A 25,252-nucleotide genomic window follows, 5' to 3' on the forward strand; every position below is an offset into this window, starting at 1 on the left:
ATATTTAAATTTGTAGATAAATTTTACCCCAAACAATGTGTCAAAAGGATTTAAAATTTAGCCTCAGCTCTTATCAAATTTAGCTTTTTTACAGCCTCTTCAAAGTCGTCAGAACTTACAAAAACATCAATGTTTTCATTTTTCTTATAGACCTTGTCGTAGTATTTTGTGAGTAAAATTTCAGCCACTTTGGCGATGTCGTTTTCGTTAAATTTAGCCACCGCCTCATCTCTGGCCTCTTTGTCGATAAAGGGTGAAATTTTCTTTATGCACTCATCAAAAAAAGCTTTATCAACGCTTTTATAGTCGCTTGTGATGCAAGAAATTCTATTTTCTAAACTTGCGCTAACCTCAACACAGATGCCACAACGCATCGCCTCATAAAGACTTTTTGGAAGTGTTAGCGAGCCGATCCTTCTGCTCTCACCCTCGATAAAGCAAATTTGATCTTTTAGTGTGATGAGCTTTTCAAAGAGCGCATCTTCAAAGCTTTTTTGGCTAGGCTGTGCGCCATTTATCGCGCCAAAAACGGATCCTAGGTGATTTGCCATCGCTTCAAGGTCGATTGACGGCGAGAGTGCCCTTATCAGCTTACTTTTATAGCAGCCAGTGTTGCCAAAAAGAGTGATAAATTTCGTGCTTAAAGGACGCTCTAAAAACTCCAAAACGTGATTTCTATAAGCCTTGTAGCCGCCATTTAGTCTATAAATTCTATATCCGATCATGCTTAGCACATAGGCAACCGAGCTTGATCTAAGTCCGCCCTTTGCGCAGTAGATGCCAACTGCTGAGCCAACCTTAGCCCTTTTATAGACCTCATCTATGATACTTTGTAAATTTTTGCAGATATATTTTGCTCCAAGGCTCTTGGCTAGGGCTCTGTCGCTTTTGTAGATCGTGCCTACCTCTTTGTGCTCAGCGTCATCAAGTGCGTATAAATTTAGAGCATCTTTTATATGCGAGTAGGCATACTCATGCGGCGATCTAGCGTCTATCAGGACTTCAAACTCGCCTCTTTTTTCAAGCCATCGATCGATATCAATCTCAAATAACGCCACTAAAAGCCTTTTTTAACTTTTGATAAAGCGGATGAAACGGCGTGCCATTTACCCTGACATCGGCGATCGTTGTGATGAAATTTGTATCCCCGCTCCACCTTGGCACAAGGTGATAATGCACGTGCTCAGCTATGCCAGCGCCTGCTGCCTTGCCTAAATTCATACCGATATTTACGCCTTGCGCGTGAAGCTCGCGCTTTAAAATTTCAACCCCAAGCCTTACAAATTTACTCATCTCAAACCAAGTCTGCTCGTCAAGCTCCTCGATCTTGTCGGTGTGGTGGTTTGGTATGATCATAAAATGACCTGGCGAATACGGGTATAAATTCATGATCCCAAAGCAGTGCTTAGCACGAAAAAGCACGCCATTTTTCTCGTCGTCATCTTTTGAATTTATGATCTCGCAAAAGACGCAACTATCTTTTTTTGCGCTGAAATACTCGCTTCTCCAAGGGGCACAAAGGTGCTGCATCACTCGCCCTCCTTTATCTTTTTAACGGCATTTTTTATATCATCTTGCCTCATGAAATGCTCTCCTATCAAGAAGGCATCAACTCCGATCTTGTTTAGCTCGCGAAGCTGCTCATGCTCGTAAAGACCGCTTTCAGCAATTATTATCTTGCCGTTTGGCAAAAGTGGCACGAGCTTCTCGCAAAGGCTCATATCCATCGTAAAATCATCTAAATTTCTATGATTTATCCCTATTATATTTGCTCCTGCAAAGACCGCCTTTTTCACATCACTCGCGTCATGGGTCTCTACTAAGACCTCAAGCCCCAAGTGGTGCGCGTACTCAAGTAGCTCTTTTAGCTCGCCTTGAGTTAGCGCTTTGGCGATGAGCAGGATAAAGTCCGCTCCATAAACAAGCGCTTCTAAAATTTGATACTTATCAACGATAAAGTCTTTTCGCAGGATAGGCTTTGAGGCGTAGCGGCGAACTTGCGTGATGTATTCTATGTCGCCCTTAAACCAGTGAGGCTCTGTTAGGATACTAAAGGCATTTGCGTACTGCTCGTACTCCTGAGCGATCTTGATCGGCTCGAAGTCCTCTCTTATCACGCCCTTGCTTGGGCTTGCTTTTTTTATCTCGGCTATGATCTTTATGGGCTCATCTTTGCTTGATCTAAGTGCGCCCAAAACGTCTCTTGGCACGTATGGGTTGTATGCGAGCGAGCGACCTAGCCACTCTTGTGGATAGTCGGCCTTGCGTTTTTCTAGGTCCTCTTTTGTCTTTTTTATGATCTCATCAAGTATCATTTTTTAAGCCTTTTGTTTAAATTTATTATGCAGCGCTCGATTAGATGCAGGTGCTCTTTTGCCTCTTTTGAAGTCCTAAAATCAACATCTTTCATCGCGTGACTCATTATGCCCTTTGCCTTTTTGCACTCGCCAAGCTTGAAGTACCCCCACGCTAGCGAGTCCTCGTAGTAAGGCGAGTCTGGCGAGATCTCAAGTGCTTTTTGCACCATCTCCACACCCTTTCTAGGGTCTATCTCGTGATCAATGAGCAAGTAGCCGTAGTAGTTAAAAAACATATCGTTATTAAGCTTTGGCACGCTAGCTTCAAATTTATCTAAGATATCAGTGATCTTCTTTTCATCCAGGCTATCTTTGTTCATCTCATACTCGTAGATGGCGGCCTTTGCTAAGAAATTTAGATCCCTGCTATCGTTATAAATTTTAACCGCCAAAACGTATGCATCACCAAAATTTCCAGTAGCAGCGTAAAGATCCATAAGTGTGGCGTCGTTGTAGCCATATTTTTTCAAAATTTCAATAGCCGCTTTGTAATTTTTGGCATAGACAAAATACTGCACAATCTTGTCAAGATAAGAGGTGTCGTGAGTGATGTCGTAGATCTCTTCAAAAAGCTCGATCACCTTTGGGAAATTTCTTTGCTGAGAGTAAATTTCAGCCAAAAGCTCGCATGTCTTTTGAGTGCAGCCCTGCTCCTCGCGGAATTTCTCGAGGTATTTTGTCGCATCATTTACATTATCCATGCGGTTTAAAAGTATATCAACGATGCGGAGTAAATTCTCCTCTTCAGGCTTTAGCGAGTATGCCTCTTCAAAGTATTTTAGCGCCGTTACCGTATCATTTTGCATCATACAAATAGTGCCAAGCATGAGCAAATTTTGAGCGTTTGGCTCTTTTGTGGCAAGCTCTTGCATCAGCTCTTTTGCCTCGTTTAGTTTAGAGAGATTGACTAAATTTGCGACCTTGATTCTGATAAAATCGCTATCATCTTTTAAGCTCTTCTCGCCCTCAGCCATGAGGCTATCTAAATTTTCATTTTTTGTAGCAAAGGCTAGCTTGATCGCCTCTTTTAGATAGGTCTTTTGATTTGTCTCTTTAAAAAGCCCAAGATAGGTCTGGATGCTAGCATTTACATCGCCACTATCTTGCGAGATGAGAGCTTGCATTAGGCGTAAATTTACACTTTTGTTATCATCTGCAAGCAGATGCGTGCTAAAAAATACGCTTATAAAAATTATTAAAATTTTACGCCAATGCATTCTGCTCTTAGCTCCTTTAAATTTTTTTTAAAATAATCCCAAAACGGAAATGTCCTACACTGCTTAGGTCTTAACTCATAAACCGAGCAGTTTTTATTTTTCTCATCAAAAAATATGCAAGCAAAACCGTCATCATAAGGCTTTTCTTTGATGCTTCGCCTTACGCCCACTTTTATTAGAAATTTGCTCTCAAACTCATCTTTTGGCATATCAAAAGCGGCGCAAAATTTTAAAATTTCACCCTCATCTATCCAGATGTAGCCGCTCTCGCCAGTGCAGCATTTGCCTCCGCAACTCTCGCAAAAGCTAGGATCAAACTCATAGCTAAAACCATCAGCCCTCACGCTATCTCCTTGTAAGAGATGCTGTTTGTATCTGCTTTTTTAAAGATCTCACTTGCCTCTTTCGTGTGTGAGCCATCCTCGCTCATCACAAGAGGCGGCAGGACTTTTAGCTTTGAGTTTGAGTTGTTTCGCACTTCAAGTAAAGCCAAATTTGCTGGCTTATCCTTTTTGGTATGGATAAATTTTAAGCTCACCAAATTTAGTTTATACTCTTTTAAGCAAGCCGCTATCTCGCTAAGATCATCTGGTGCATAGCAAAAAAACGCCCTTTTATGTGGCTTTAAATTTACGCTTATGCCTCTTATAAAATCCTTTAAATTTAGCGAGCTTGCGTATCTACTAACTTTTATGTGCTCATTTTGGCTTTTTGTAACACCGTCATGATAAAAAGGTGGATTTGAGATGATCAGATCAAATTTCTCGCTATCTTTAAAATTTGCAAAATCAGCCGTTACAGCTCTAGCCTCTAAGCAGTTGCTCTTTGCGTTAAAGCTAGAAATTTCGCTATTTAGCTCCAAAAGATCAAGCATGCTTAGATCTATCTTTTGAAAATCACGCTTAAGCAAAAGTCCAAGTATCCCACACCCTGCTCCAACGTCCAAAACTCTGCCAGAAACTTCACCTACACTCGCGCAAATAAAATCATAAAGAACGAGCGTATCGCTGTTGTAGCGATAGCCATTTTCAAGCTGGGCTAAGATCATCTATAAACCTTGATGATAAAGCCGCGCGTCACATCTTTTACGATCACTTCGGAGCTAAAGCTGATCCTTGCAAAGTCGCCAAATTCCTCTTTTATAAGCTCAGCCGCTGCCTTTGCACGCTCTTTACCAACGCCGTAATTTACGTAGTTATTTAGCTTGCCGAGGTCATCTTTTTTGATATTTTGAGCGACATTTGATGGGATGACAAAATTTTTCTTATCCACGATCGGGATGATCTCATACATATAGTTTGAGTTAAATCTCTGCAAAAACTCGCTCACTCTGTTTTTGCACATTATGCTCACTTTGTCCTTTGAGTCCATATCGTCGCACTCGATGCTAGAGATGAGGACGAGCTTTGTTGGGGTCTCAGGCTTTGTCGTAGCTTGTAAGATATTTTTTAAATTTACATTTTCATTTTCAAGCTCGTCTTGTCTGTTTAAATTTTGCTCGATATCTTTTTGAAGTTCGATGATCTGGGCATTTACGGCTCCACCTTTATGACCGCTCGAGCTTAGCTCACTTATCTTTGAGTTTAGCCGTTCGATCGTCTTGTTGCTCTCGTTTAGCTTTTGCTTTGCGTTTTCTAGTTCATTTTGCAAGCTTAGTAAATTTTTGCCGCCACTTTTGTTGTTATCAGTTAAAAATGTTGAGGTATCAACTATCTTTTTTTGTAGCATATTTATCTGCTGGCGCAAAATTTCATAGTTTTGCATATCGATCTTTAGCGTTCTTTTTTGAGTTTCTAGCTCGCTTTGCTTGGCGAGGAGCATCTGACTTGTCTTTGTGACATTTTCTTCAAGCTCTTTTATCTTCGCATCTTTTAGATCAAGCTTTGCGCTTAAATTCTTTAGCTCACCCTCGTTTGAGCCAAGTTTTTGCGACTGCAAAGAGATGGTTTGGTTTTGATCAAATAGCGTTTTTATAAATTTAGTTGTCTTCGTATCAAGCGCTTTTAGCTCTTCTTGGCTCTTTTTAAAACTCTCTTCGCTCAAACTTAGCTTTTTGCTTAGCTCATTTAGAGTTGAGTTTGCGTCTAAATTTTGCTTTTCAAGCTTTTTATTTAGAGCATTTGTCCCCTCAAGCTCTTTTTTAAGCGAGCTTATATTTTCATTTGCAAGCTTATTCTCTTGCTCGCTTTTTAAACTCTTTTGTTTTAGATCGTCAAAACTCTTATGAAGTGCCGCAAGCGAGGCATTTAGCTCTAAATTTTTGCCATTATAGCTTTGCGCCATTAGATCTTTTGAGTTTAGGTTTTTCTTGATCTCTTCAAGCTCGTAAATTCTATCTTTTAGCGCAGTCTTGTTTGACTCAAGAGCCTCCTGCAGATCAATTATCTTATTTGCCTTTTTAGAAAGCTCATCCTCCATAACGCTCTTTTGCGTCTCAAAGCCATCATTTAGCGCATTTATCTCTTTTTCATAACTAAATTTTTGAGTGTCGGCGTCATTTTTAACTCGCTCGATCTCCTCTTTTAAAAGCAAAATTTCTTTTTTCTCGCCTCTATCTTTTTCACTTTGAGCTTTTTCATACTCTTTTATAAGAGCTTCTTTTTGCGCAAGTGTCGCATTTAGCTCGTTATTTTGCTCTTTTAAAGCGGTGTAGTTTGCCTCAAAACTCTCTTTAAATTTATTAAAGCTGGCCTTGGCATCTTTAAGTTTGCTCTCATCGCCATTTCTAGCGTCATTTATCGCATTTTCAAGGTCGATTATCTTTTTCTCGTAGGCCTTTGAGCTCTCTATCATATCAGCTTGCGCTTCATTTAGGCGCTTTGTCAAAGCTTGGATATTTTCAAAGTGTTGCGCCTCAAGCTCACCAAGAGCCTTTTGATTTTTTTCAACTATCTCGTTTTTTTCATTTTCGATATTTCTTTTCATCTCTGAAATTTTGCTTATGAAGTCTAAATTTTTCTCGCTCATATCGACATTATCAGCGGCTAAAATTTCATTTTTCTTGCTTAGCTCGCGCACTTGCTCTTGAAGCTCATTTACATTGTTTGATAAATTTAGATCCTTATCATCAACAAAATTTTGCATGTAGCTCTTTGGCGTGATGTAGCCGCCATACTCGTAAAGATCATCTTTGCTTACATATCTTTGCTTCTCTTCTTCTGGGAGATCATCAAAATTTATAGAGTAAATCGTTTGATTAGTATCTTTTGGCGTCTCGTCCTCTTTTTGAAATTTCAAAAACGAGAGAGAAAAGCCAGCTATCAGACAAACAATAGCTAGTGCGATTTTATTTATCAAGCTTGTGCCTTGCCTTTTAAGATATCTTTGATGACGCTATGAGCGTGATTTAGTCCGACTACGATCGAGCCACCATTTTTTAAAACGATGTCGCCTCCCACATATAGTCCTGGCACGCTACTTTGGTAATTGCTATCAACTATCGGAGTGCCTTTTTCATCAGTTTTTATCTGACATTTTTGTAAAAAATCAACCGGACTTGAGCCACCGATCGCATAGACAACCCTGTCATAGACACGGATTTTGCCATTTTCATAATGCACTCTTACCTTGCCTGATTCATTATCGATCTCGGTTATATCGTGATTTAGCCTTACTTTTATCTTATTGTGCTTCTCAAGCTCCCAAAGTGCGCTTAAATTTGTCTCATTTACACGGCTAAATTTATCTTTTCTGTAAGCGATCGTCGTTTTGTTATACTGACAAAGCTCGATAGCATACTCAACTGCAGAGTTGCCACCGCCCACAACTAGCACTTTTTCGCCGTTTGTGCAGTTATCAAGGTTAAAATTTACAACTGAATTTAGTGATGGCGGTATCTTATAGTCAGGTTTGTTTGGTCGCCCCATTTTGCCGATAGAGACCATCACGTTTTTGGCTTCATAGACAGCTTTTGAGGTAGTTACTTTAAAAATTTCTCCATCTTTTTTCACGCTTTCAACCTCAGAGTTAAAAAAAGCCTCGATATTCTCAGAGTCAAGTAGCTTGTCAAAATAATCAAGCGTGCTCTCTTTTGTGCCGTCTTCAAACGAAACTAGCCCATGGATCGTGCTATCTTGCCCTTTATACTCTTTATCTACGCGCTTATTGTCTTTATAAAATTTTCTGATCGTTTGGCTGTGGTTGTCGCCTTTTTCAAGGAGCAAAACATTACTTAAGCCATTTCTTTTAGCCTCTACTACGCTAGCTATACCACAAGGTCCGCCGCCAACTACTATTAGATCATAAATATTTGCCATATTTTTCTCCAAATTTTATAAATTTTAAGCTTTTTTAACTAGATCAGCCATCAAAAATGCAAGTTCAAGTGCCTGATCAGCATTTAGTCTTGGATCACACTGCGTCTCATATCTCTCTTTTAGCGAGCTTTCAGTGATGTTTAGCGCGCCACCAGTGCACTCTGTCACATCTTTGCCAGTCATCTCAAGATGCACGCCACCTGCTCTTGTGCCCTCAGCTTTATGAATTTCAAAAAAGCTTCTAACCTCGCTTAAAATTTTACTAAATTCACGAGTTTTGTAGTTGTTTGAGGTCTTAACGGTGTTGCCATGCATCGGATCGATGCTATAAACGATATTTAACCCCTCACGCTTTAGCTCTCTTAAAATTTTTGGTAAATTTTCGCCGATCTTGTCAGCGCCCATTCTGATTATCACATTTAGTCTGCCAGCTTCATTTTCTGGATTTAGCTTATTTGCAAGCGCGACGACGTCTTCTGCCTTTGCGCTTGGTCCGATCTTTACACCGATAGGATTTTTCACACCACTTAAAAAATGCACGTGAGCATCTTTTATACCGCGTGTTCTCTCGCCTATCCAAAGCATGTGAGCCGAGCAGTCATACCACTCGCCACTAAGGCTATCAATCCTAGTTAGCGCCTCTTCATAAGGCAAAAGCAGTGCCTCGTGAGATGTATAGACTGCTGTTTGATTTATCGCTGGGGTATTTGCCGAAGTGATGCCACAAGCTGCCATGAAAGATAGAGTTTTTGTTAGATCGTCAGCTAGTTTTGCGTATTTCTCACCGATCTCTGGCTTTTTAACAAAGCCTAAATTCCACTTATGCACCTGATGAAGGTCAGCCAAACCTCCTCTTGAAAAGGCTCTTAGTAAGTTCATCGTAGAAGCGCTTTGATAGTAGGCCTCTATCATGCGTTTTGGGTCGGCAACTCTAGCCTTTTCATCAAATTCAAAGCCATTTATGATGTCACCTCTATAGCTTGGTAACTTAACGCCATTTACCTCTTCATAATCACTACTTCTAGGCTTTGCAAACTGCCCTGCTACGCGGCCTACTTTGACCACTGGACAGCCACCACCAAAGGTTAAAACTATCGCCATTTGAAGCAGGACCTTAAACATATCTCTGATGTTGTTTGCATTAAAATTTGTAAAGCTCTCAGCGCAGTCGCCACCTTGAAGCAAAAAGGCCTCGCCGTTGCAAACTTTTGCAAGCTCATTTTTAAGACTTCTAGCCTCGCCAGCAAATACCAAAGGCGGAAGCGCTTTTAGTTTTTCTTCAGCCTCTTTTAGCTCTTTTAAATTTGGATAAGTTGGTTGTTGCAAGATGTTAAATTCTCTCCAACTATCTCTGTTCCAAGTCATAAATTTTTCCTATCTTTTTCCTTAATTTAGCGCTGATTATATCACGCAAAACTTAAAAAATAAAAGCCATTAATGGGTTATTAAAGATATTTTACATACAATCGCTACTTTAAATTTACCCAGAAAAAGAGAAGATTTTTTTCATGATAAAAGGCATTTTTTATTCGCTTTTGGCATCAGTTTTATTTAACTGCATTTACTACATGTCAGTGCTCATGAACCCCATCAGCACGCAAGCTCTTATTGGATACCGCATGATCTTTGCCATGCCTTTTGTCATCGCCGCCATTTTTTTGTTAAAACAGCAGCGAAATTTCAAATTTTTACTTCTAAAAATAAAGCTAAAACCTAAAATTTTGCTCATTTTATTAGCTACCTCGCTCATCGTCTCATTTCAGATGTGGCTCTATCTTTGGGCACCAAGCAATGGCGCAGCGCTAAAAGTCTCTATCGGCTACCTCATCATGCCAATAGTCATGGTCCTTTTTGGACGGATATTTTTCAAAGAGCACCTCTCAAAAACAAAGCTAGCATCGATCTTTTTCGCTGCCATTGGCGTCTTTAGCACAGCAGTCATTAGTGGTGGCATCTCGTGGGAGAGCGCTGTAGTTTTTTGCCTTTATCCAGTCTATTTTACCATTAGAAAGTACTACAACCTTGCAAATTTCTCAAGCTTTGTTATAGAGATAATTTTTATGTTTTTATTCTCATTTTATTTTGCGCTCACAGCCGATATGGACTACGTAATGAGCCAAAATCCAAACATCTACTATCTGCTCATCTTGCTTGGTGCTATCAGCGGCATAGCCCTCATCGCCCAGATCCTCTCAAGCACGCTCGTGCCGATAAACGTGCTAGGTCTGCTTACATATTTTGAGCCTATAATGATGCTTTTTGTCTCATTTGCCATCGGTGAGAGACTGGAGAAAAGCTCATACTTTTTGATGATCTGCCTAGCCATCTCGGTCACACTTTTGATGATAGATAGTATAAATTCCATAAAAGGCGACAAAAATACCAAGACTAAATGAGAGCCAAAAAGGCGTTATTTTAGCGCTTAGCGCCTTTTTTATGTGGGGGTTTTTGGCGGTTTATTTCAACCTATTTAGCAAAGATGTCGATGCTTATGAAATTTTAGCTCACAGGATCATCTGGTCATTTTTCTTGATGGCGGCAGTGCTTTGCATTAATGGCAAAATGGGCGAAATTTTTGCGCTTCTTAAAGATATCCGCTCGCTAAAGGCTCTATTTTTAAGCGGTATTTTTATCACCATAAACTGGGGCGTTTATGTCTATGCGGTGGGTAGCGGCAAAATTCTAGATACGAGTTTGGGATATTTTATAAACCCCTTGATAAGCATGCTCCTTGGCGTCATCATCTTTAAAGAGCGCCTAAGCAAAGCTAGCGCCATAGCCATTTGCATCGTCATCGCAGCCGTTTGCGTGCAAATTTACGCCAAAGGTGGCCTGCCACTTGTATCTATCATCTTGCCACTTTCGTTTGGATTTTACGCGGTGGTTAGAAAGATGGCGAAGATTAGCGCATTTAATGGGCTTTTTATCGAAACATTTTTTATGTTTCCATTTGTGCTTGGCTACGTTTTATGGCTGGTTTTTCACTCGCAAAGCCACTTTGGACTAAATAAAGACTCACTTTTAATGATCGCTTCAAGCATCGTAACCATCGTGCCACTTGTCGCATTTAACGCAGCTACGACAAGGATAAATTTAACGACGATCGGATACTTGCAATACATCTCACCAACCATTGCGATCCTTTGCGCGGTCTTCATTTATGGCGAAATTTTAGATGGCTACAAAGTCGTCTCATTTTGTATGATCTGGCTGGCTTTAGCGATAATTAGCGTGGATAAATTTAGAAAAAGGAGTAAAAATGAATAGCGTAACGATCTATTTGCTGCTTGCATTTTTTGCAGCGCTTATTTTATATTTTCAGATACAAAAACTAACCAAAAAGCTTGACGATGAGGGGGCGGTGCCTGCCTATCAAAAGGCTGTGCAAGAGGTTTTAGAAAATTTAAGCAACGCTGAGAAATACCCTAAATTTTGCAATGTCATCTTAAAAAAGATAAATGCTCTAAGGCAAGACATACTATTTGAAGATGCGCTAAACGAGGCTAGCGACAAGGACAAAGCTCTTGATCAGCTCGAGCAGACAAGAGATAAGCTAGAGGCACTTTTGAAACAAGAAAATGCAAACTGGGAGAGCGAACTTGTTGAAATTTTAGACGAGATCGATGGCTTTGTAAAGGTAAATTTAAAAAACGGCGAAGATAGAGCTGAAGAGCTAAGGGACGAACTAAAAAAAGAATTTGATGGGTTGTGAGAGTGGCTTTGGTAAATTTTAAAAATTAAAGGAGTAAGCGTGTTTGAATTTATAGATTACGATGGTTTTCAGGACTACTGCGATAAGAATAAATATATGGAGAATAGCTCTGTTAAAGCCTATCATTCTTACTTAAAAAACTTCATTAGTTTTTTAGAAGATAATAAAATTTATTCATTTACTGACTATGATAATGCGGATATAAAATATTTAGAACAAGAATTTACAAAAACGGGTAGAAACGAACAAACTTTTAATAAGTATATGCGTGCACTAAATTATTATAGAGATTTTAAAAAAGGTAAAGTAGAGACAATGCCAACAACAAACAAAGAAATACAAAAGAGACAAATAAATTTCTCACTAAATCAAATTTTATATGGTCCTCCAGGAACTGGAAAGACATATAAGCTTTCAAAGACCATGGATAAATTTACTCAAAATCTCAATGTAAAATCAAGTGGTGACACTGACGCGCTATATGAAATGTTAAAAATAGAAAACTACACTTGGTATCAAGTGGCAGCAGCCATACTGTATGATGCGGCTATCTCAAACACTAATGGCGGTTGGCTTAAACTAAATAACGGCATAGTAAATCACATTTTATTTAAATTAAAATCAATAAGATCAGGTTCAAAAACACCAATACAAACAATATCATCAGATTTGTTATTTCATACAAAAATGGATTGTGAATATGTAAAAACACAAGAAAGACGAGCGCCTTTTATCTTCGAGAAAAATGAGAAAAGCGAATGGCATGTAGATATAAAAATACTTAATGATGAGTGTCCTGAGGCCATAGAGCTTTATGAAAAATACAAAGAGATAAAAGATAAAAAGGTAGGCACAAGCTACACTAAAGAAAATTTTAAATTTATAACATTTCACCAAAGCTATGGATATGAGGAATTTGTTGAAGGTATAAAGCCTATATTTAATAGTGAAAACGAAGATGGCGATATAACTTATGAGATATCAAAAGGAATTTTTTATCAGTGCTGCGAAAATGCTTTACTTCTTAGTGATTACAAAGGCAAACTTAGGGATTTTTGCGATATGCCAAAATATGAGCGACAAAAGTTTTTTAATGAAAACACACCAAAATATGCCATCTTTATCGACGAGATAAACCGCGGAAATATCTCTAAAATTTTTGGTGAGCTCATAACTCTTATAGAGCCATCAAAAAGGCTAGGGGCAGATGATGAGATAATGGTCGAGCTGCCATACTCAAAAGAGAAATTTGGAGTGCCGTCAAATTTATACATAATAGGCACGATGAATACAGCGGATCGCAGCATAGCTCTTATGGATACGGCTCTTAGAAGAAGGTTTGAGTTTGTGGAGATGATGCCAGAATACGACACGCTAAATGAAACAATCATTGAAGGCATCAATGTAGGAGAAATGCTAAAAACGATAAATGAGCGCATAGAGTATCTTTACGATAGAGATCACACAATAGGGCATGCTTATTTCATAAATGTGTCAGACTTAAAAACACTTGCAAATGTCTTTAAAAACAAAATTTTACCACTACTACAAGAGTATTTTTACGACGACTGGGAGAAGATTAGGCTTGTTTTAGGCGATAGTCAAAAAGATGAAAATTTACAGCTTGTTAAAATCAAGAGAAATATGGCAGCAGAAAGACTATTTATAGGAAAAATCGACTATATAGACGATAAGATTTTATACGAGATAAATAGCGAAGCCTTTAATAATCCGCAAAGCTACATAGAAATTTATAAAAATGCAACAAAGTCAGATAACGCTAACTGAGTTCGAGCGTATATATCAGCACGATATATACAAAAAAGACTTTAAAGATATAGAAAATTTTATCCTTAAAAATAGCGATGAAAATGCACCGTTTTTAAGGATAGCAAGCGGGGTTGGCGGGAAATTTATACAGGCCAGAAACTATGTCGGCGTCTTGCAGACAAAAAGTGGCTTAACGATAGAGATTTTGCCAAAAATAGCAGACAAAAACGACGCCGAAAGATCGAAAGCGGTTTTTATAAAAATGCTAAGGGCGCTAAAAAATTTCCCATTTAAAAGCTCAAATTTAGCCAGTTTAAAAACGCAAAATTTACCGCTTTTGGAAATTTTCATCTCTATGTTTTTATGCGAGCTTGAAGCTCTTGTAAAAAAGGGGATAAAAAGCGACTATGTGGCGCTAGAAGAGAACCTAAATTTCCTAAAAGGAAAGCTAAACATAAACGAGCAGATAAAAATAAATAGCATCCACAAAGAGCGATTTTACGTAGAATACAACGAATTTTTAAGCGACATAAAGATAAATAGGATCATAAAAACAACTCTTAAATTTCTATACAAAAAGTCAAATTCTAGTAAAAATCAGCAAAAAATACGCGAGCTTTTGTTTATATTTGATGAGGTTTCAGAGTGTGAGGATTATAAAAATTTCTTTGCAAAGCTTGTCATAAACCGCCAAGTAAAGCACTATGAGCAAACTCTTTTATGGTGCAAGATCTTTTTGCTTGGCAACTCTTTTACACCACACAAGGGCGATGATCTAGCCCTTGCCTTGCTATTTGATATGAATGCACTCTTTGAAAGCTATGTTGGAAATTTTATAAAGAAAAGCTTTCCAGGCACAATATTACAACACTCAGAAAAACACCTCGTTGAAGATCCAAAGAGTTTTAAACTAAGACCTGATATATTTTTAAAAGACAAATTTATAGCCGACACAAAATGGAAGATCGTAAGTTCAAGAGATGATATTTCACAAGCTGACCTATACCAGCTATATGCTTACGGTAAAAAGCATCCGTGCGACGGCAAGCTACACCTCATCTATCCAAAAATAGATGACATAAGACAAAAAACTATGAAATTTAGATACGACGATGAAATGCTACTTGAAATTTTATATTTTGATCTTGAAAAAGACGAAAATAACACAAATTTACTAATCTAACTTTCTAAAAATCAAATTTACAGCTTCGCCTTTAGAGCCATTATCCTATTATATGAAGCGTCGATTCGCTCTTTGCTGATCTTTTTCTCATTTACAGCATCAATTATGATCTGAGTTACTAGATCAGCCGTTCTTTGGTTATTTATCTTAAACTCGCTAAAGAGCAAGATGTCGCCACCAGCGTTTATAAATTTCACCACCTTTTGCGCTAAAGCTTCGTCACCAACGCCTTTCATCAGCATATCATCACTGATAACTATACCATTAAATTTAAGCTCATTTCGCAAGAGGTCGGTTATTATTTTTTTAGAAAGTGTGGCTGGATTGTTCTCGTCGATACCCTTTACAAAAAGGTGTCCGACCATGATGATCTGCGCTCTACCCGTGCTTATGGCGTCTTTGTATGGCAGTAGCGCGTCTTTACTTAGCATGACCTCGCTCTTATTTTTATGTGAGTCCTCTTTTGAGCTACCATGTCCTGGGAAGTGCTTAAGTGTCGTTAAGATGCCCTGCTCTTTAAATGCATCCATAAAAGCATCAGCGTAGATCACAACCTTGCTTGCATACTCGCTAAATGCCCTTTGCTTAGCGGCGATGATCGGTGAGTTTTCATCATGCAGATCGACCACTGGGGCAAAATTTAAATTTATGCCGCACTCTTTTAAATTTATAGCCATTTTTGAGTAAAGATCATAAGCGCTTTTGATATCAAGCGTGCTTGCGACCTCGTATGCGCTAGGATATGGACCATCAAAGCTCTTATCCTTCATACGGCTTACGTTGCCGCCCTCTTCGTCGATAGCGATGAAAATTTTAGGACTTTTCTCTTTGATCGCTTTTATGCTAGCTTTTAGCTGGGCTTTGCTGGTGACATTTCTGCCAAGTAGCATCACTCCGCCAAATCTCTCGTATCCAGCGTCGCTTAACATCGCACGAAACGCAGCGTCTTTTGTGCTAGCTCCGTTAAAGCCAACCATTATCATCTGTGAGACCTTGGCTCTTAGGCTCACCTCTGCGCCGTTTAGCCCCAGAGCAAAAATAGCCACAAAAAGTATAAATTTAAAAGCTCTCATCTTCTTCCCAAAAGCGATTTAACGCTCTCAAAAACGTCTTTGCCATTTAGCATATTTTCAACCTCACTAGCTATGGGCACATATATGCCCTTTTCTTTAGCGATCTTGCTAATAGCCCTTGCAGTATCCACGCCCTCTGCCACCTCGCCAAGCTCATTTAAAATTTTCTCTAGTCTCTCGTGCCTTGCGATACCAAGACCTACGCGGTAGTTGCGCGAAAGTATCGATGAAGCGGTTAAAAACAGGTCCCCTGCGCCACTTGGCCCCATAAAAGTCTCATCTTTTGCGCCAAAAAATTTGCCAAATCTAGCCATCTCGACAAGCCCCCTCGAAATGAGGCTAGCTCTTGCGTTGTTGCCAAGACCAAGGCCATCGCAGATACCGCCAGCTATGGCGATCACGTTTTTATAGGCTCCACACACCTCAGCACCGATCACGTCATCAGAAGTGTAGGCTTTCATATAGCTTGGGAAAAATGAGGCAAATTTTGAAGCTAAATTTTGATTTTTAGAATTTACCACCAAGGCGCAAGGCAGCTTTTGCATGATCTCTTTTGCAAATGTTGGCCCAGAAAGAAATGCCAAATTTTCTCTATCAACAAAATCCTCGTAAATTTCATTTAAAAATTTGAGATTTGCCGTATCTATGCCTTTGCTGGCGACTAGGATCTTTTGACATTTGTTTTTGTAGTTTTGTTTTAGCCATAAATTTGTAGCTTGCGTTGGGATCGTGCAGACTAGATATTCGCACTCCAAAGCTTCATCTAAGCTTACAAAATTTGGCATCTCTCTTGGCGTTCTTGAGCTGATGACGCACTCGTTATTTTCACTAAATGCGTGAAAAAGCGCACTGCCCCACTTGCCAGCTCCGATGACTGCTATGCTCATTTTAGCCCTTTTTTAGCCTATTTTGGCCTTTAAAAGCTCATTGACCTTGCTTGGGTTAAAGGCACCCTTGCCCTCTTTCATCACCTGACCGACAAAGAAGCCAAACATCTTATCTTTGCCGCTTTTATACTCTTCGACTTTGTCGGCGTTTGCAGCTAAAATTTGATCTATAATTGCGATGATCGCTGAGTCGTCGCTCACTTGCTTCAAGCCAAGCTTTTCGATGACGCTATCGACGTCCGCGTCATGCTCCATTAGATAGTCTAGCACCTCTTTTGCGGCTTTGCCGCTTATCGTGCCATCTTCTATGCGTTTTAGTAAATTTATCATCTTGGCGCTGCTAACTGGGCTTGTCTCGATCGTTACGCCGTTATTTAAACGGCCAAGAAGCTCGACTATGAGCCATGTAGTAGCAAGCTTTGGTTGAATTCCAGCGGCGATCAGCTCTTCAAAATATCTAGCCATCTCAACGCTTTGGGTTAAATTTAGTGCATCGCTCTCTTTTACACCTAGCTCGCTAACATATCTTGCGACCTTTTGCTCGGCAAGCTCTGGAATTTTAATCGCTTCGTTATACATCTCTTCTGGCACTTCAACAGGGAGCAAGTCAGGGTCAGGAAAGTACCTATACTCCGCGCTATCCTCTTTGCCACGCATTGATCTTGTCACTAAATTTGTCGTGTCAAACAGCCTTGTCTCTTGATAGACCTCTTCGTCATATTTGCCATCTTCCCACGCTGCACTTTGGCGCTCTACCTCGTAGTCGATCGCCTTTTGGATAAATTTAAATGAGTTTAAGTTCTTTATCTCAACCCTTGTGTAAAGCTTTGTGTCACCTTTTGGACGGATAGAGACGTTTGCGTCGCAGCGGAAGCTACCTTCTTGCATATTTGCGTCGCTGATGTTTAAAAAGCGAAGGATTGAGTGCAGTTTTTTAAGATAAGCCACCGCCTCGTCGCTACTTCTAAGGTCTGGCTCACTAACTATCTCAAGAAGCGGCGTGCCGGCCCTATTTAGATCAACTAGGCTCTCGTTTTCTTCGTGGATGTTCTTGCCAGCGTCCTCTTCAAGGTGCGCTCTTGTTACGCCGATGCGTTTTTTAGTGCCGTTTACGTCGATGATGAGCTCGCCGCCTTCAACGATAGGTATCTCAAACTGTGAAATTTGATATGCCTTTGGAAGGTCTGGGTAGAAGTAGTTTTTTCTATTAAAGACTGATTTTTTATTTATCTTAGCGTTTATCGCTGTGCCAAAGCTGATCGCCTTTTTGACAGCCTCTTTGTTTAGCACAGGTAGCGCTCCAGGCAGAGCTAGGCAAGTCGGACAAACGTGAGTGTTCGCCTCGTCGCCAAAGCTAGTCGAGCAAGAGCAGAAAATTTTAGTTTTTGTATTAAGCTGGGTATGGACTTCTAAACCGATAACGACTTCAAACATATTTTTACCTTTAAATTTATGCAAATTTTTAGTGCGTATTTTAGCGATACTTTCTTTTAAAATATCTAAAGGGGAGCTTTAGCGATCTATTTATATAGGTTAAAAATGTTTTTGGAGAATAAATTTAAAAGAGAAAAGCCATATAAAAATATGGCTTTAAATTTTAATGCTCGTGCTCGCTAATAGCGACTGCACCAGCTAGATAAACGTAAGTTAGCATCATGAAAATAAATGTTTGCAAAACAGCCATAAGTGTTAGAAGTGCAAAGGCTGGAAGTGGAGCAAACCAAGGCGCAAGTGTAAGCATCGCAAGTAAGAACAAGTCATCGCCCTTGATGTTACCAAAAAGACGGAAAGATAGCGAAACTACACGTGAAAGATGTGAGATGACTTCGACTGGAAACATTATAGGAGCTAGAAATTTGTTTGGTCCCATGAAGTGTCCAAAGTATTTGAAAAAGCCATTTTCTCTAATGCCCTCAAAGTTGTAGTAAATAAATACAACCAAAGCCAAAACTAGAGTTAAATTTAAGCTTGAGCTTGGTGACTCAAAGCCAGGGATGATGCCGATGACGTTTGAGAAAAATACGATAAAGCCGATAGTTGCGACAAGTGGGAGGTATTTTCTAGCTAGCTTTTCGCTACCTAAAGTATCCTTGCCCATAGAGATAACGCCCTCTAAATAAGCCTCAACTATGTTTTGAAGGCCTCTTGGCACAAGCTGCATTTTACTCCTTGCGATGTAAGCAACGATAAGGATGATCAAAGCTACAAGGCAAAAGTGAAACGCATAGACAAAGGCATGTGAATGGTTTAGCAAATTTGAGAATAGAAACAAATCTTTCATTGATTTACCTTAGATTTAGAATTTTGCGTGATTGTAACAAAATTATTGTTAAAACATTTTTAATTTTAAGCCTTGAAGTAGTCAAAAAGCAGTTTGCAAATAGTCGCTGCAACAACTATTAAAAACATCGTTCTAATAAATTTAACCTCTTTTTTGATGACTAAATTTGAGCCAAAATATGCTCCTAAAATTTGCCCCACAGCCATCAAAAAGCCAACTAGCCAAAGTATCTGCCCGCCTGCTATAAAAACGCCAAGTGCTACGATGTTGCTGGTGAAATTTAAAGCTTTCGTGTGAGCGACCGCCTTTTTTAAATTTAGCCCAATTAAAGCCACCATCGCAAACATCCAAAACGAGCCTGCTCCTGGGCCAAAAAAGCCATCATAAAAGCCAAGAATTAGTCCAAAAACGACGTAAAATAGCCTCTCGTTCATCTTTGCAGCCCTGTCGTTCTCGCCTATTTTTGGCACAAAAAGCGTGTAGATGAAGATGGCGATTAGCAAAAATGGGATGATTATTTTTAAGAAATTTGCATTTAAAAATAAGATAAGCGTTGCGCCGATGAGGGCTCCAATAAATGTAAAAACTATGCCAATAAAGCACTCTTTGTAATTAATCAGCCCTTTTTTAGTGAAATTTAGCGTTGCCGTGAAGCTGCCAAATACGCCTTGAAGCTTGTTTGTGCCAAGGGCAAGATGAGGTGGTACGCCCATAGCCATGATGGCTGGCAAAGTTATCAGTCCACCGCCTCCTGCGATCGCATCGATAAAACCGCCCAAAAACGCGGCGACAAAAAAGACAGTGTAGCTAAGTAGGTCAAATTCCATTTTTGTTCTTTGTAAATTTAAGTTAAAAAGCGGATTGTAGTTTAAAATTTTGAAATTTCATCTTAGAAACGGGGGTTAAATTTGAGCGCAAAAATTTAAAAAAGCCTTTAAACATATAAATTTAAAGGCTTTTTGTGAGGCTTTATTACTTAATAACGCCGCAAAGCATTCTAGCGCCACCACCGCCAAGTGCTTTTGGCTGGTCGCTGTGGTTGTCGCCACCTACGTGAACCATTAGTGAGTGACCTTTTAGCTCGTCAAGATTTTTTATCTTTGGAGCTAGCACTGGGTAGTTTGCATTGCCCTCAGCATCTACGTAAAGCGCTGGTAGATCGCCTTTGTGACCCTTATCATCCCATGCAAATGAGTGCATCTTTGTCTCAGCTGGATCCCAGTGACCGCCTGCTTTCATACCAAGACCTTTTTCAGTCGCGCCACAATCAGCATTTTGATGAACGTGAAAGCCATGAAGTCCCGCAGGAAGACCTTTTAAATTTGGAAAAAACGCAACGCCGTAGTTTGTCTTAACAGCTACTACTTCGCCAACGCTCTTATCGCCCTTTTCGCTTAGCTCATTAACAGGTATGACTAGATGTTCGCCAGCCTTTGGATCAAAGTGATGACCCTCGTGAGCAAAAAGCAAAGTTCCTAAAACTGCACTTAGTAAAACGATTTTTTTCATACAAGCTCCTTATGGATAAAATTGTATGGTAAGTCTATCCTAAATTTAGAAATTTAGCAATAATTTTTATTTTTTGAGATTTTTTACGATAGTTTCTAGCTCTTTGCTCTGCCCTATCCTATAAAGCGCAAAGTCGTATTTTATCGGATCTAGCTCGTCAAATTCTCTAAGTTTTTTTGTAAGCTCCATAACCGCTTTGAAGTCGTAACTCTTTCTATTTATAAGTCCTAAATTTAACGAAACCCTATGTGTATGCACGTCAAGTGGCATCAAAAGTCTATCTTTTGGCAAATTTTTAAATAGTCCAAGGTCGATGTCGCTATCTCGCACCATCCAGCGAAGATACATGTTATAGCGCTTATATGGACTTTGTGGCTCTTTACTAAAGCTCTTGCCAAAGAAAAACTCATATCCGTCCGAGCGGTAAGAATTTAGCCCATAAATAAATTTAATAAGCTCATTTACGCCCTCTATCATCTCGCCGTTTTTTGCAAGACCTTGGCGCAAGATTTCTTCTATGTTAGCCTCTTTTTTCAGGCGTGAAAGCGTGATAAAAATTTCTTTTACGTCATTTTCATTTTGAAAGCGGTATTTGAAATTTGACAGATTTTTCTTGATATTTTGCTCGCTCTCATCAAGCAGACTAAATTCAAGCGAATTTAGAAATTTCACTATCATTTTTGCGTTGCCATAAGCAAATAACGCGCAAATGAGCGCTATGTTTGGCTCTTTAAATTTAGTGGCTACTTGAAGTGGGTCCGGGGCGTCAAATAGCCCCGAATTTGTATTTTTACTAAGTACGTGTGCGTCTAAAAGGTTCTTTAGTTCGCTCATTGTTTTAGTGAAAGAAGGGTGTCAAGCATCTGATCAACGGTCGTGATGATCTTTGCTGCTGCGCCGTAGCTTGCTTGAAAGCGGATCAAGTTTGTAAGCTCTTCGTTGGTATCTACGCCGCTTGTTGATTGAAATTCCTCTTCAGCAGTCCTTTGCAAAGATGTATTTGTGTCGTGGATAGTGTTGTTCGCCTCGGTATCGCTCGCCATATCGGTCGTAAAATAGCGGTAATATCCCTCAATCGTCTCATCTCTATCAAGCGCAGTGCCACTTGAGTAAAATGTCTGCTTTTGGTACTGAAGCTGTATCATCTTGTTTGCAACTTCGTTGTTTCCCACGACTGGCTTAGAGTAGGCACGAAGCTTTGTATGATCTTGGGTGAAATTTTGATTGATGCCTATTGTATTTGAGTTTGTGCCAGAAAAAAATCTGTTGATACCAACAACACCTGGGAAATTTGTGCCATGATCGACTATTGAGATGCTATAAAGCCCTTGAGCTTGCTTTGGTATGAGCGCAAATGTGCCTTGATGCGTGTTTTTATCATAAAAATAAGACGCCTCAAAGAAGTCATCGACGTCATTTAGCATGTTGTTGTCGTTGTTATCGTCCGAATTTGAGTTAAAATCCTGCACAACAGAGTTGCCGTATTTTGTATCATTCATCGTCGTTGTACCGTTTATCTCGATGGTCTTTTTGGCTACGACGTTACCTTTGTTGTCATAAACTATAGCATCAAAACTGCCATTTCTTATGCTGTTATCGTGGTTCATCAGCGTCTTGTCGTTTTCTAGGTAGCTGATCGGATCTGAGTTTGAAATTTCAACCGCAGACTCGGCATAGACGTTGTTTGTGCTAGTTATTAAAGTTTTTGAAAATGTATTTAGATTGTCGATATATTTTTGGATGATACCATCGCTAAATTTATCATTGTCTGGCTCGTAGTTGCGACCTCTAAGATCAAGTGCGGCGCCTATCTTGCCATTTGTGATCTTCTCCTCCATGGGGATGCGTCTGCCATCTTCTCTTTCATAATAAATTTTTGTGTATTGCCCGCTCTCGGTTGAGCTCATAGAAATTTCATGAAAATTTACACCATCAACGATGCTCACACCGCCGATATTTAGGTTGTAGTATCTTCCTTGATCGCTTATGCCTGTATCTATCCTTGACTCGCTTTTTAAATCGCTTTTATAAACAGCTGTATTTACCAGTTTTGACATAGCAAGCTCTAGCTCATCGCGCTTGTCACGAAGGTCGTTTGCATTTATCTTGATGCCAGCGTCTGCGCCAGATTCAACTCTTTGAATTTGTTTATTGATATTTGCTATTTGCTTACCAAGTGAGTTTATCTCGTTTATATTTATCTTTATAGTCTCATCTATCTGCGTGTGCATATCATAAAGCATCTTTGATGAGCGGTTGATGCTAGCTGTTAAAACGCTAGCTTTGTTTATCAAATTTACCTTTTGGGCGCCCTCGTCTGGATTTGAAGCAAAGTTATTCCACGCAGCAAAATACTCCTGTATATCTTTAACCATGCCGTTATCTTTTAGGTCTGGGAAGTATTTTGTCGCCTCTTGTAAAATTCTCTGTTTATAGCCTGTATTTTCTAAATTTGACGATGAGTACTTTAGTCTTGAGTAGGCAAACTCATCGTGAAGCCTTGTCACGGTATCTACTTGCGTACCTGTGCCAACGCCACCAGGGACTGTGTTCATCGCTGGAGATGCTGACTGGACCACACGCTGTCTTGTGTAGTAGTTACTATCGGCGTTTGTGATGTTGTTTCCAGTTGTGCTTATTTGCACCTGGGCTGCATTTAGCCCTGAAACGCCTGTGCCTAATGACATAAAGATATTAGCCATTTGTTAAACCCTTGATTTGTAAAAATTATTATCTGTGCCGCTGCCGTCTTGGCCGTATTCATTAGTCTGAGTACCAAAGACTTTTTTGCTAAGCGAGTCAAAAAACTCCTTAACAACAACGACGTGTCTTGCATATTCTTTATTTACTTTATGCAAAATTTCAAGCTTTGAACGCATAAGCACTAGCTTTGACTTCACTTCATCATCTAAAACATTTGCAAGTGTCGTAGTGCCACTCTCTTTTGAAACCCTTAATAGCTCTTTATCCAAAGCCCTTTTAGTATCTTCAAAAGCACGCACGAGAGCATTTTTCTTCTTCACGCTCTCATCAACGCTTGAGTGCTTCGCCTCTTTTATATTGGCGATATCTTGCATCGTTAAATTTATAAGCTCGTCTAGCTCGCCTATGGCCTCGTCCAAAAGCTTCTTTATCATTTAAATTCCTTTAAATTTAGAGCAACGCATCAGCCACAGCTTTTGCTGTTTTAGAGATATCTACCTGATAGGTGCCATTTGCTATTGCATCAGCTATCTCTTTTACCTTTGCGTTTTCGTTTGTTTTTACTTCTTTGTTTTCATTTTCAACTCTAGCATCGCTATTTTTATTTAGCGTATTTGCCTGGTAGTTTGGTCTTTGGTTCAAAGGAGTTATCATATCCATACCTCTTAAAATAAAATGTTTATATCACTACATCGGCAAAATATAAATTTACTTAAGAGTCTCTCTTCAAAAAATCGTATAAAAGTTCTGAAAAACCTAAATTTCCACTCAAAGCTTTGCTCATAGCATCGTTATACATAGACCTGTAAATGTCGCTGCCAGCGGCTTTTGGATAGAGTGAGTTCTTATCATCTTCTTTTAAAGCGATATCAAGAACAGCTTTTACCATAAATGCTTCAAAAGCATCAGTTTGCTCTTTTAAAAGTGCATCTTGTTTGGCATTTGCATTTTTTATCTTGTTTGCTGAGATGTCGTTATATGAATTTAGTGCTAAGGTGTTGTCTATTTGCATTATATTATCTCCAGATCGACTTGTATCGCGCCAACTCGTTTTAAATTTTCAAGTATCGAGATGATATCGCTTGGTGTTGCACCAAGTTTATTTAGCGCTCTTGTGACGTTTGCAACGGTTGTTTTCTCGCCTGAAATTTTAAGTAAATTTTGACTAGGAGCCACCGAGGTGTCGCTACCTATATTTACATCATTTTGTGCTGCCTCTTCGTAGCTGTTTGGCTCTATTTTTATTGTAATTGCGCCGTGAGTTATCACGACAGGACTAACTACCGCGTTTATACCGCTAACTATCGTGCCAGTTCTCTCATCAACTACGATCTTCTCATCTGGCTTATACTCCACATCAAGATCAAGCACAGCGCTTGCAAGCTCGATGATGCTAACATCATCTGGCTTTTTAACGATAACCGTTCTTGGATCGATCGCCTTTGCGGTATCGTCTGAGATGTTTGCATTTATGGCATTTTGGATATCAAGAGCGGTTTTAAAATTTGTATCTTTTAGGCTTAGTTTTATGCTATCTTGGTTGTAGATATCGTAAGTTACTTCACGCTCCACAAGAGCGCCATTTAAGATAGTGCCAACGGTTGGGTGATTGCCGCCACTTCTACCCGCACTCTTGCCACCGATACTTAGAGGCCCCTGGGCCAAAGCGTAGATATCGCCATCAACGCCTTTTAGTGGGGTCATAAGAAGGGTGCCACCTTGCAAGCTTTTTGCATCGCCGATAGATGAGATCTCGATATCAAGCTTGTCGCCATGCCTTGCAAATGCAGGCAATTTTGCTGTCACCATAACAGCGGCTGCGTTTTTAGACTTGATATCATCTGGATTTATCTTGACATTTACGCCTTGAAGCATGTTTGATAGCGACTGGATCGTAAATTTTGACGTTGAGCCGTCCCCTGTGCCGTTTAGTCCGACGACTAAACCATAGCCTATTAGCTGATTATCCCTTACACCAACGATATTTGCGAGCTCTTTTATCTGCGTAGCAAAGGCTGAAGTAGCTATCACTGAAGCTGCTACAAAAGATAAAAATTTATTCATATTTTTTCCTAAAATTTAGCTATTTTAGGTTTTTAAAGCAAAAGATGTTCCAAAAGTATTTAGGCTTAATAAAAAAATATAAAAAAATAAATACATAGTTTGTTTCATAATTTAAAAAAAATAAAGAAGTTTATAGCATTTCTCATATAGTATTAAAAACATAAAACAACAAATTTATTAAAATCTTAAAAATAATTAAATCAATCAAAGGCATTTATCAAAATATCATAGATTAAGTAC

Annotated in this window: 26 protein-coding genes; 5 read left to right on the forward strand and 21 right to left on the reverse strand. The window is 39.4% G+C overall.

Annotation, left to right across the window (positions count from 1 at the left end):
- Positions 1 to 50 precede the first annotated feature (50 nt).
- The 9 genes from mnmH to CYP05_RS00120 are packed head-to-tail and all read right to left on the reverse strand — an operon-like array spanning position 51 to position 9,195.
- The gene (gene mnmH, locus CYP05_RS00080; RefSeq protein WP_103641626.1) at positions 51 to 1,058 is read right to left on the reverse strand and encodes a tRNA 2-selenouridine(34) synthase MnmH; all 1,008 of its coding nucleotides are present in this window, start codon (positions 1,056 to 1,058) and stop codon (positions 51 to 53) included.
- Complete coding sequence (locus tag CYP05_RS00085) at positions 1,045 to 1,530, reverse strand: HIT family protein (RefSeq protein WP_103641640.1); 486 nt, start codon at positions 1,528 to 1,530, stop codon at positions 1,045 to 1,047. The genes mnmH and CYP05_RS00085 overlap by 14 nt, the downstream gene beginning before the upstream one ends.
- The gene (trpC, locus tag CYP05_RS00090) at positions 1,530 to 2,315 is read right to left on the reverse strand and encodes an indole-3-glycerol phosphate synthase TrpC (protein WP_103641627.1); all 786 of its coding nucleotides are present in this window, start codon (positions 2,313 to 2,315) and stop codon (positions 1,530 to 1,532) included. The genes CYP05_RS00085 and trpC overlap by 1 nt, the downstream gene beginning before the upstream one ends.
- Positions 2,312 to 3,574, reverse strand: coding sequence for a tetratricopeptide repeat protein (locus tag CYP05_RS00095; protein WP_087582166.1), 1,263 nt, complete (start codon positions 3,572 to 3,574; stop codon positions 2,312 to 2,314). The genes trpC and CYP05_RS00095 overlap by 4 nt, the downstream gene beginning before the upstream one ends.
- A complete protein-coding gene (locus CYP05_RS00100; protein WP_103571887.1) occupies positions 3,553 to 3,918 on the reverse strand; it encodes a YkgJ family cysteine cluster protein in 366 nt (121 codons plus the stop codon). Before CYP05_RS00100 ends, CYP05_RS00095 begins: the two co-directional genes overlap by 22 nt.
- Positions 3,915 to 4,622 (reverse strand): tRNA1(Val) (adenine(37)-N6)-methyltransferase, encoded by a 708-nt coding sequence (locus tag CYP05_RS00105; protein ID WP_103641628.1) that lies wholly within the window; start codon positions 4,620 to 4,622, stop codon positions 3,915 to 3,917. Before CYP05_RS00105 ends, CYP05_RS00100 begins: the two co-directional genes overlap by 4 nt.
- Positions 4,619 to 6,871 (reverse strand): vesicular transport factor Uso1p, encoded by a 2,253-nt coding sequence (locus tag CYP05_RS00110; RefSeq protein ID WP_103641629.1) that lies wholly within the window; start codon positions 6,869 to 6,871, stop codon positions 4,619 to 4,621. Before CYP05_RS00110 ends, CYP05_RS00105 begins: the two co-directional genes overlap by 4 nt.
- Positions 6,868 to 7,830: an NAD(P)/FAD-dependent oxidoreductase gene (locus CYP05_RS00115; RefSeq protein ID WP_103581023.1), complete on the reverse strand. Its 963-nt coding sequence runs from the start codon at positions 7,828 to 7,830 to the stop codon at positions 6,868 to 6,870. The genes CYP05_RS00110 and CYP05_RS00115 overlap by 4 nt, the downstream gene beginning before the upstream one ends.
- A gap of 24 nt (positions 7,831 to 7,854) precedes the next feature.
- Positions 7,855 to 9,195 carry a class II 3-deoxy-7-phosphoheptulonate synthase gene (locus CYP05_RS00120; RefSeq protein ID WP_103641630.1) on the reverse strand — a complete coding sequence of 447 codons (1,341 nt, stop codon included), beginning with the start codon at positions 9,193 to 9,195 and terminating at the stop codon, positions 7,855 to 7,857.
- 143 nt (positions 9,196 to 9,338) lie between these two features.
- On the opposite strand from CYP05_RS00120, the gene rarD (CYP05_RS00125) reads away from it, so the two are divergent.
- Genes rarD (CYP05_RS00125) through CYP05_RS00145 form a run of 5 tightly spaced genes read left to right on the forward strand, consistent with a single transcriptional unit; the run spans position 9,339 to position 14,495 of the window.
- A complete protein-coding gene (gene rarD, locus CYP05_RS00125; protein ID WP_103602710.1) occupies positions 9,339 to 10,226 on the forward strand; it encodes an EamA family transporter RarD in 888 nt (295 codons plus the stop codon).
- A gap of 16 nt (positions 10,227 to 10,242) precedes the next feature.
- Positions 10,243 to 11,097, forward strand: coding sequence for an EamA family transporter RarD (gene rarD, locus CYP05_RS00130; protein WP_258031480.1), 855 nt, complete (start codon positions 10,243 to 10,245; stop codon positions 11,095 to 11,097).
- Positions 11,090 to 11,542: an aryl-sulfate sulfotransferase gene (locus tag CYP05_RS00135; protein WP_103641632.1), complete on the forward strand. Its 453-nt coding sequence runs from the start codon at positions 11,090 to 11,092 to the stop codon at positions 11,540 to 11,542. The genes rarD (CYP05_RS00130) and CYP05_RS00135 overlap by 8 nt, the downstream gene beginning before the upstream one ends.
- Positions 11,543 to 11,581: 39 nt before the next feature.
- Positions 11,582 to 13,330: an AAA family ATPase gene (locus CYP05_RS10080; protein ID WP_258031478.1), complete on the forward strand. Its 1,749-nt coding sequence runs from the start codon at positions 11,582 to 11,584 to the stop codon at positions 13,328 to 13,330.
- Positions 13,302 to 14,495: an McrC family protein gene (locus CYP05_RS00145; RefSeq protein ID WP_103641633.1), complete on the forward strand. Its 1,194-nt coding sequence runs from the start codon at positions 13,302 to 13,304 to the stop codon at positions 14,493 to 14,495. Before CYP05_RS10080 ends, CYP05_RS00145 begins: the two co-directional genes overlap by 29 nt.
- Positions 14,496 to 14,512: 17 nt before the next feature.
- Here the strand turns inward: CYP05_RS00145 and CYP05_RS00150 are convergent, their stop codons facing one another.
- The 12 genes from CYP05_RS00150 to CYP05_RS00205 all read right to left on the reverse strand — a co-directional run bounded on the left by CYP05_RS00150 (position 14,513) and on the right by CYP05_RS00205 (position 25,012).
- Positions 14,513 to 15,568: a glycoside hydrolase family 3 N-terminal domain-containing protein gene (locus CYP05_RS00150; protein WP_103641634.1), complete on the reverse strand. Its 1,056-nt coding sequence runs from the start codon at positions 15,566 to 15,568 to the stop codon at positions 14,513 to 14,515.
- Positions 15,565 to 16,455, reverse strand: coding sequence for an NAD(P)H-dependent glycerol-3-phosphate dehydrogenase (locus tag CYP05_RS00155; protein ID WP_103641635.1), 891 nt, complete (start codon positions 16,453 to 16,455; stop codon positions 15,565 to 15,567). The genes CYP05_RS00150 and CYP05_RS00155 overlap by 4 nt, the downstream gene beginning before the upstream one ends.
- A 12-nt stretch (positions 16,456 to 16,467) precedes the next feature.
- Positions 16,468 to 17,889: an Asp-tRNA(Asn)/Glu-tRNA(Gln) amidotransferase subunit GatB gene (gene gatB / locus CYP05_RS00160; protein WP_103641636.1), complete on the reverse strand. Its 1,422-nt coding sequence runs from the start codon at positions 17,887 to 17,889 to the stop codon at positions 16,468 to 16,470.
- 163 nt (positions 17,890 to 18,052) lie between these two features.
- The gene (locus tag CYP05_RS00165; RefSeq protein WP_002942300.1) at positions 18,053 to 18,736 is read right to left on the reverse strand and encodes a F0F1 ATP synthase subunit A; all 684 of its coding nucleotides are present in this window, start codon (positions 18,734 to 18,736) and stop codon (positions 18,053 to 18,055) included.
- A gap of 65 nt (positions 18,737 to 18,801) precedes the next feature.
- Positions 18,802 to 19,563, reverse strand: a complete 762-nt coding sequence (locus tag CYP05_RS00170; protein ID WP_103641637.1) for a TSUP family transporter — start codon at positions 19,561 to 19,563, stop codon at positions 18,802 to 18,804.
- Between the two features lie 145 nt (positions 19,564 to 19,708).
- Positions 19,709 to 20,245: a superoxide dismutase family protein gene (locus CYP05_RS00175; protein WP_002942317.1), complete on the reverse strand. Its 537-nt coding sequence runs from the start codon at positions 20,243 to 20,245 to the stop codon at positions 19,709 to 19,711.
- Positions 20,246 to 20,311: 66 nt separating this feature from the next.
- The gene (locus CYP05_RS00180; protein ID WP_103641638.1) at positions 20,312 to 21,079 is read right to left on the reverse strand and encodes a TIGR02757 family protein; all 768 of its coding nucleotides are present in this window, start codon (positions 21,077 to 21,079) and stop codon (positions 20,312 to 20,314) included.
- Entirely contained in the window at positions 21,076 to 22,947 is a 1,872-nt protein-coding gene (gene flgK, locus CYP05_RS00185; protein WP_002942291.1) for a flagellar hook-associated protein FlgK, read from the reverse strand. The genes CYP05_RS00180 and flgK overlap by 4 nt, the downstream gene beginning before the upstream one ends.
- Positions 22,948 to 22,950: 3 nt before the next feature.
- Complete coding sequence (locus tag CYP05_RS00190) at positions 22,951 to 23,382, reverse strand: flagellar export chaperone FlgN (protein WP_012001657.1); 432 nt, start codon at positions 23,380 to 23,382, stop codon at positions 22,951 to 22,953.
- 16 nt (positions 23,383 to 23,398) lie between these two features.
- Entirely contained in the window at positions 23,399 to 23,602 is a 204-nt protein-coding gene (locus CYP05_RS00195) for a flagellar biosynthesis anti-sigma factor FlgM (RefSeq protein ID WP_035142939.1), read from the reverse strand.
- A gap of 58 nt (positions 23,603 to 23,660) precedes the next feature.
- Positions 23,661 to 23,960 (reverse strand): rod-binding protein, encoded by a 300-nt coding sequence (locus tag CYP05_RS00200; protein ID WP_002942304.1) that lies wholly within the window; start codon positions 23,958 to 23,960, stop codon positions 23,661 to 23,663.
- Positions 23,960 to 25,012 carry a flagellar basal body P-ring protein FlgI gene (locus CYP05_RS00205; protein WP_002942326.1) on the reverse strand — a complete coding sequence of 351 codons (1,053 nt, stop codon included), beginning with the start codon at positions 25,010 to 25,012 and terminating at the stop codon, positions 23,960 to 23,962. Before CYP05_RS00205 ends, CYP05_RS00200 begins: the two co-directional genes overlap by 1 nt.
- Between the last annotated feature and the right edge of the window lie 240 nt (positions 25,013 to 25,252).

Source organism: Campylobacter concisus (genome assembly GCF_002913545.1).
GTDB classification, from domain to species: Bacteria; Campylobacterota; Campylobacteria; order Campylobacterales; family Campylobacteraceae; genus Campylobacter_A; species Campylobacter_A concisus_AV.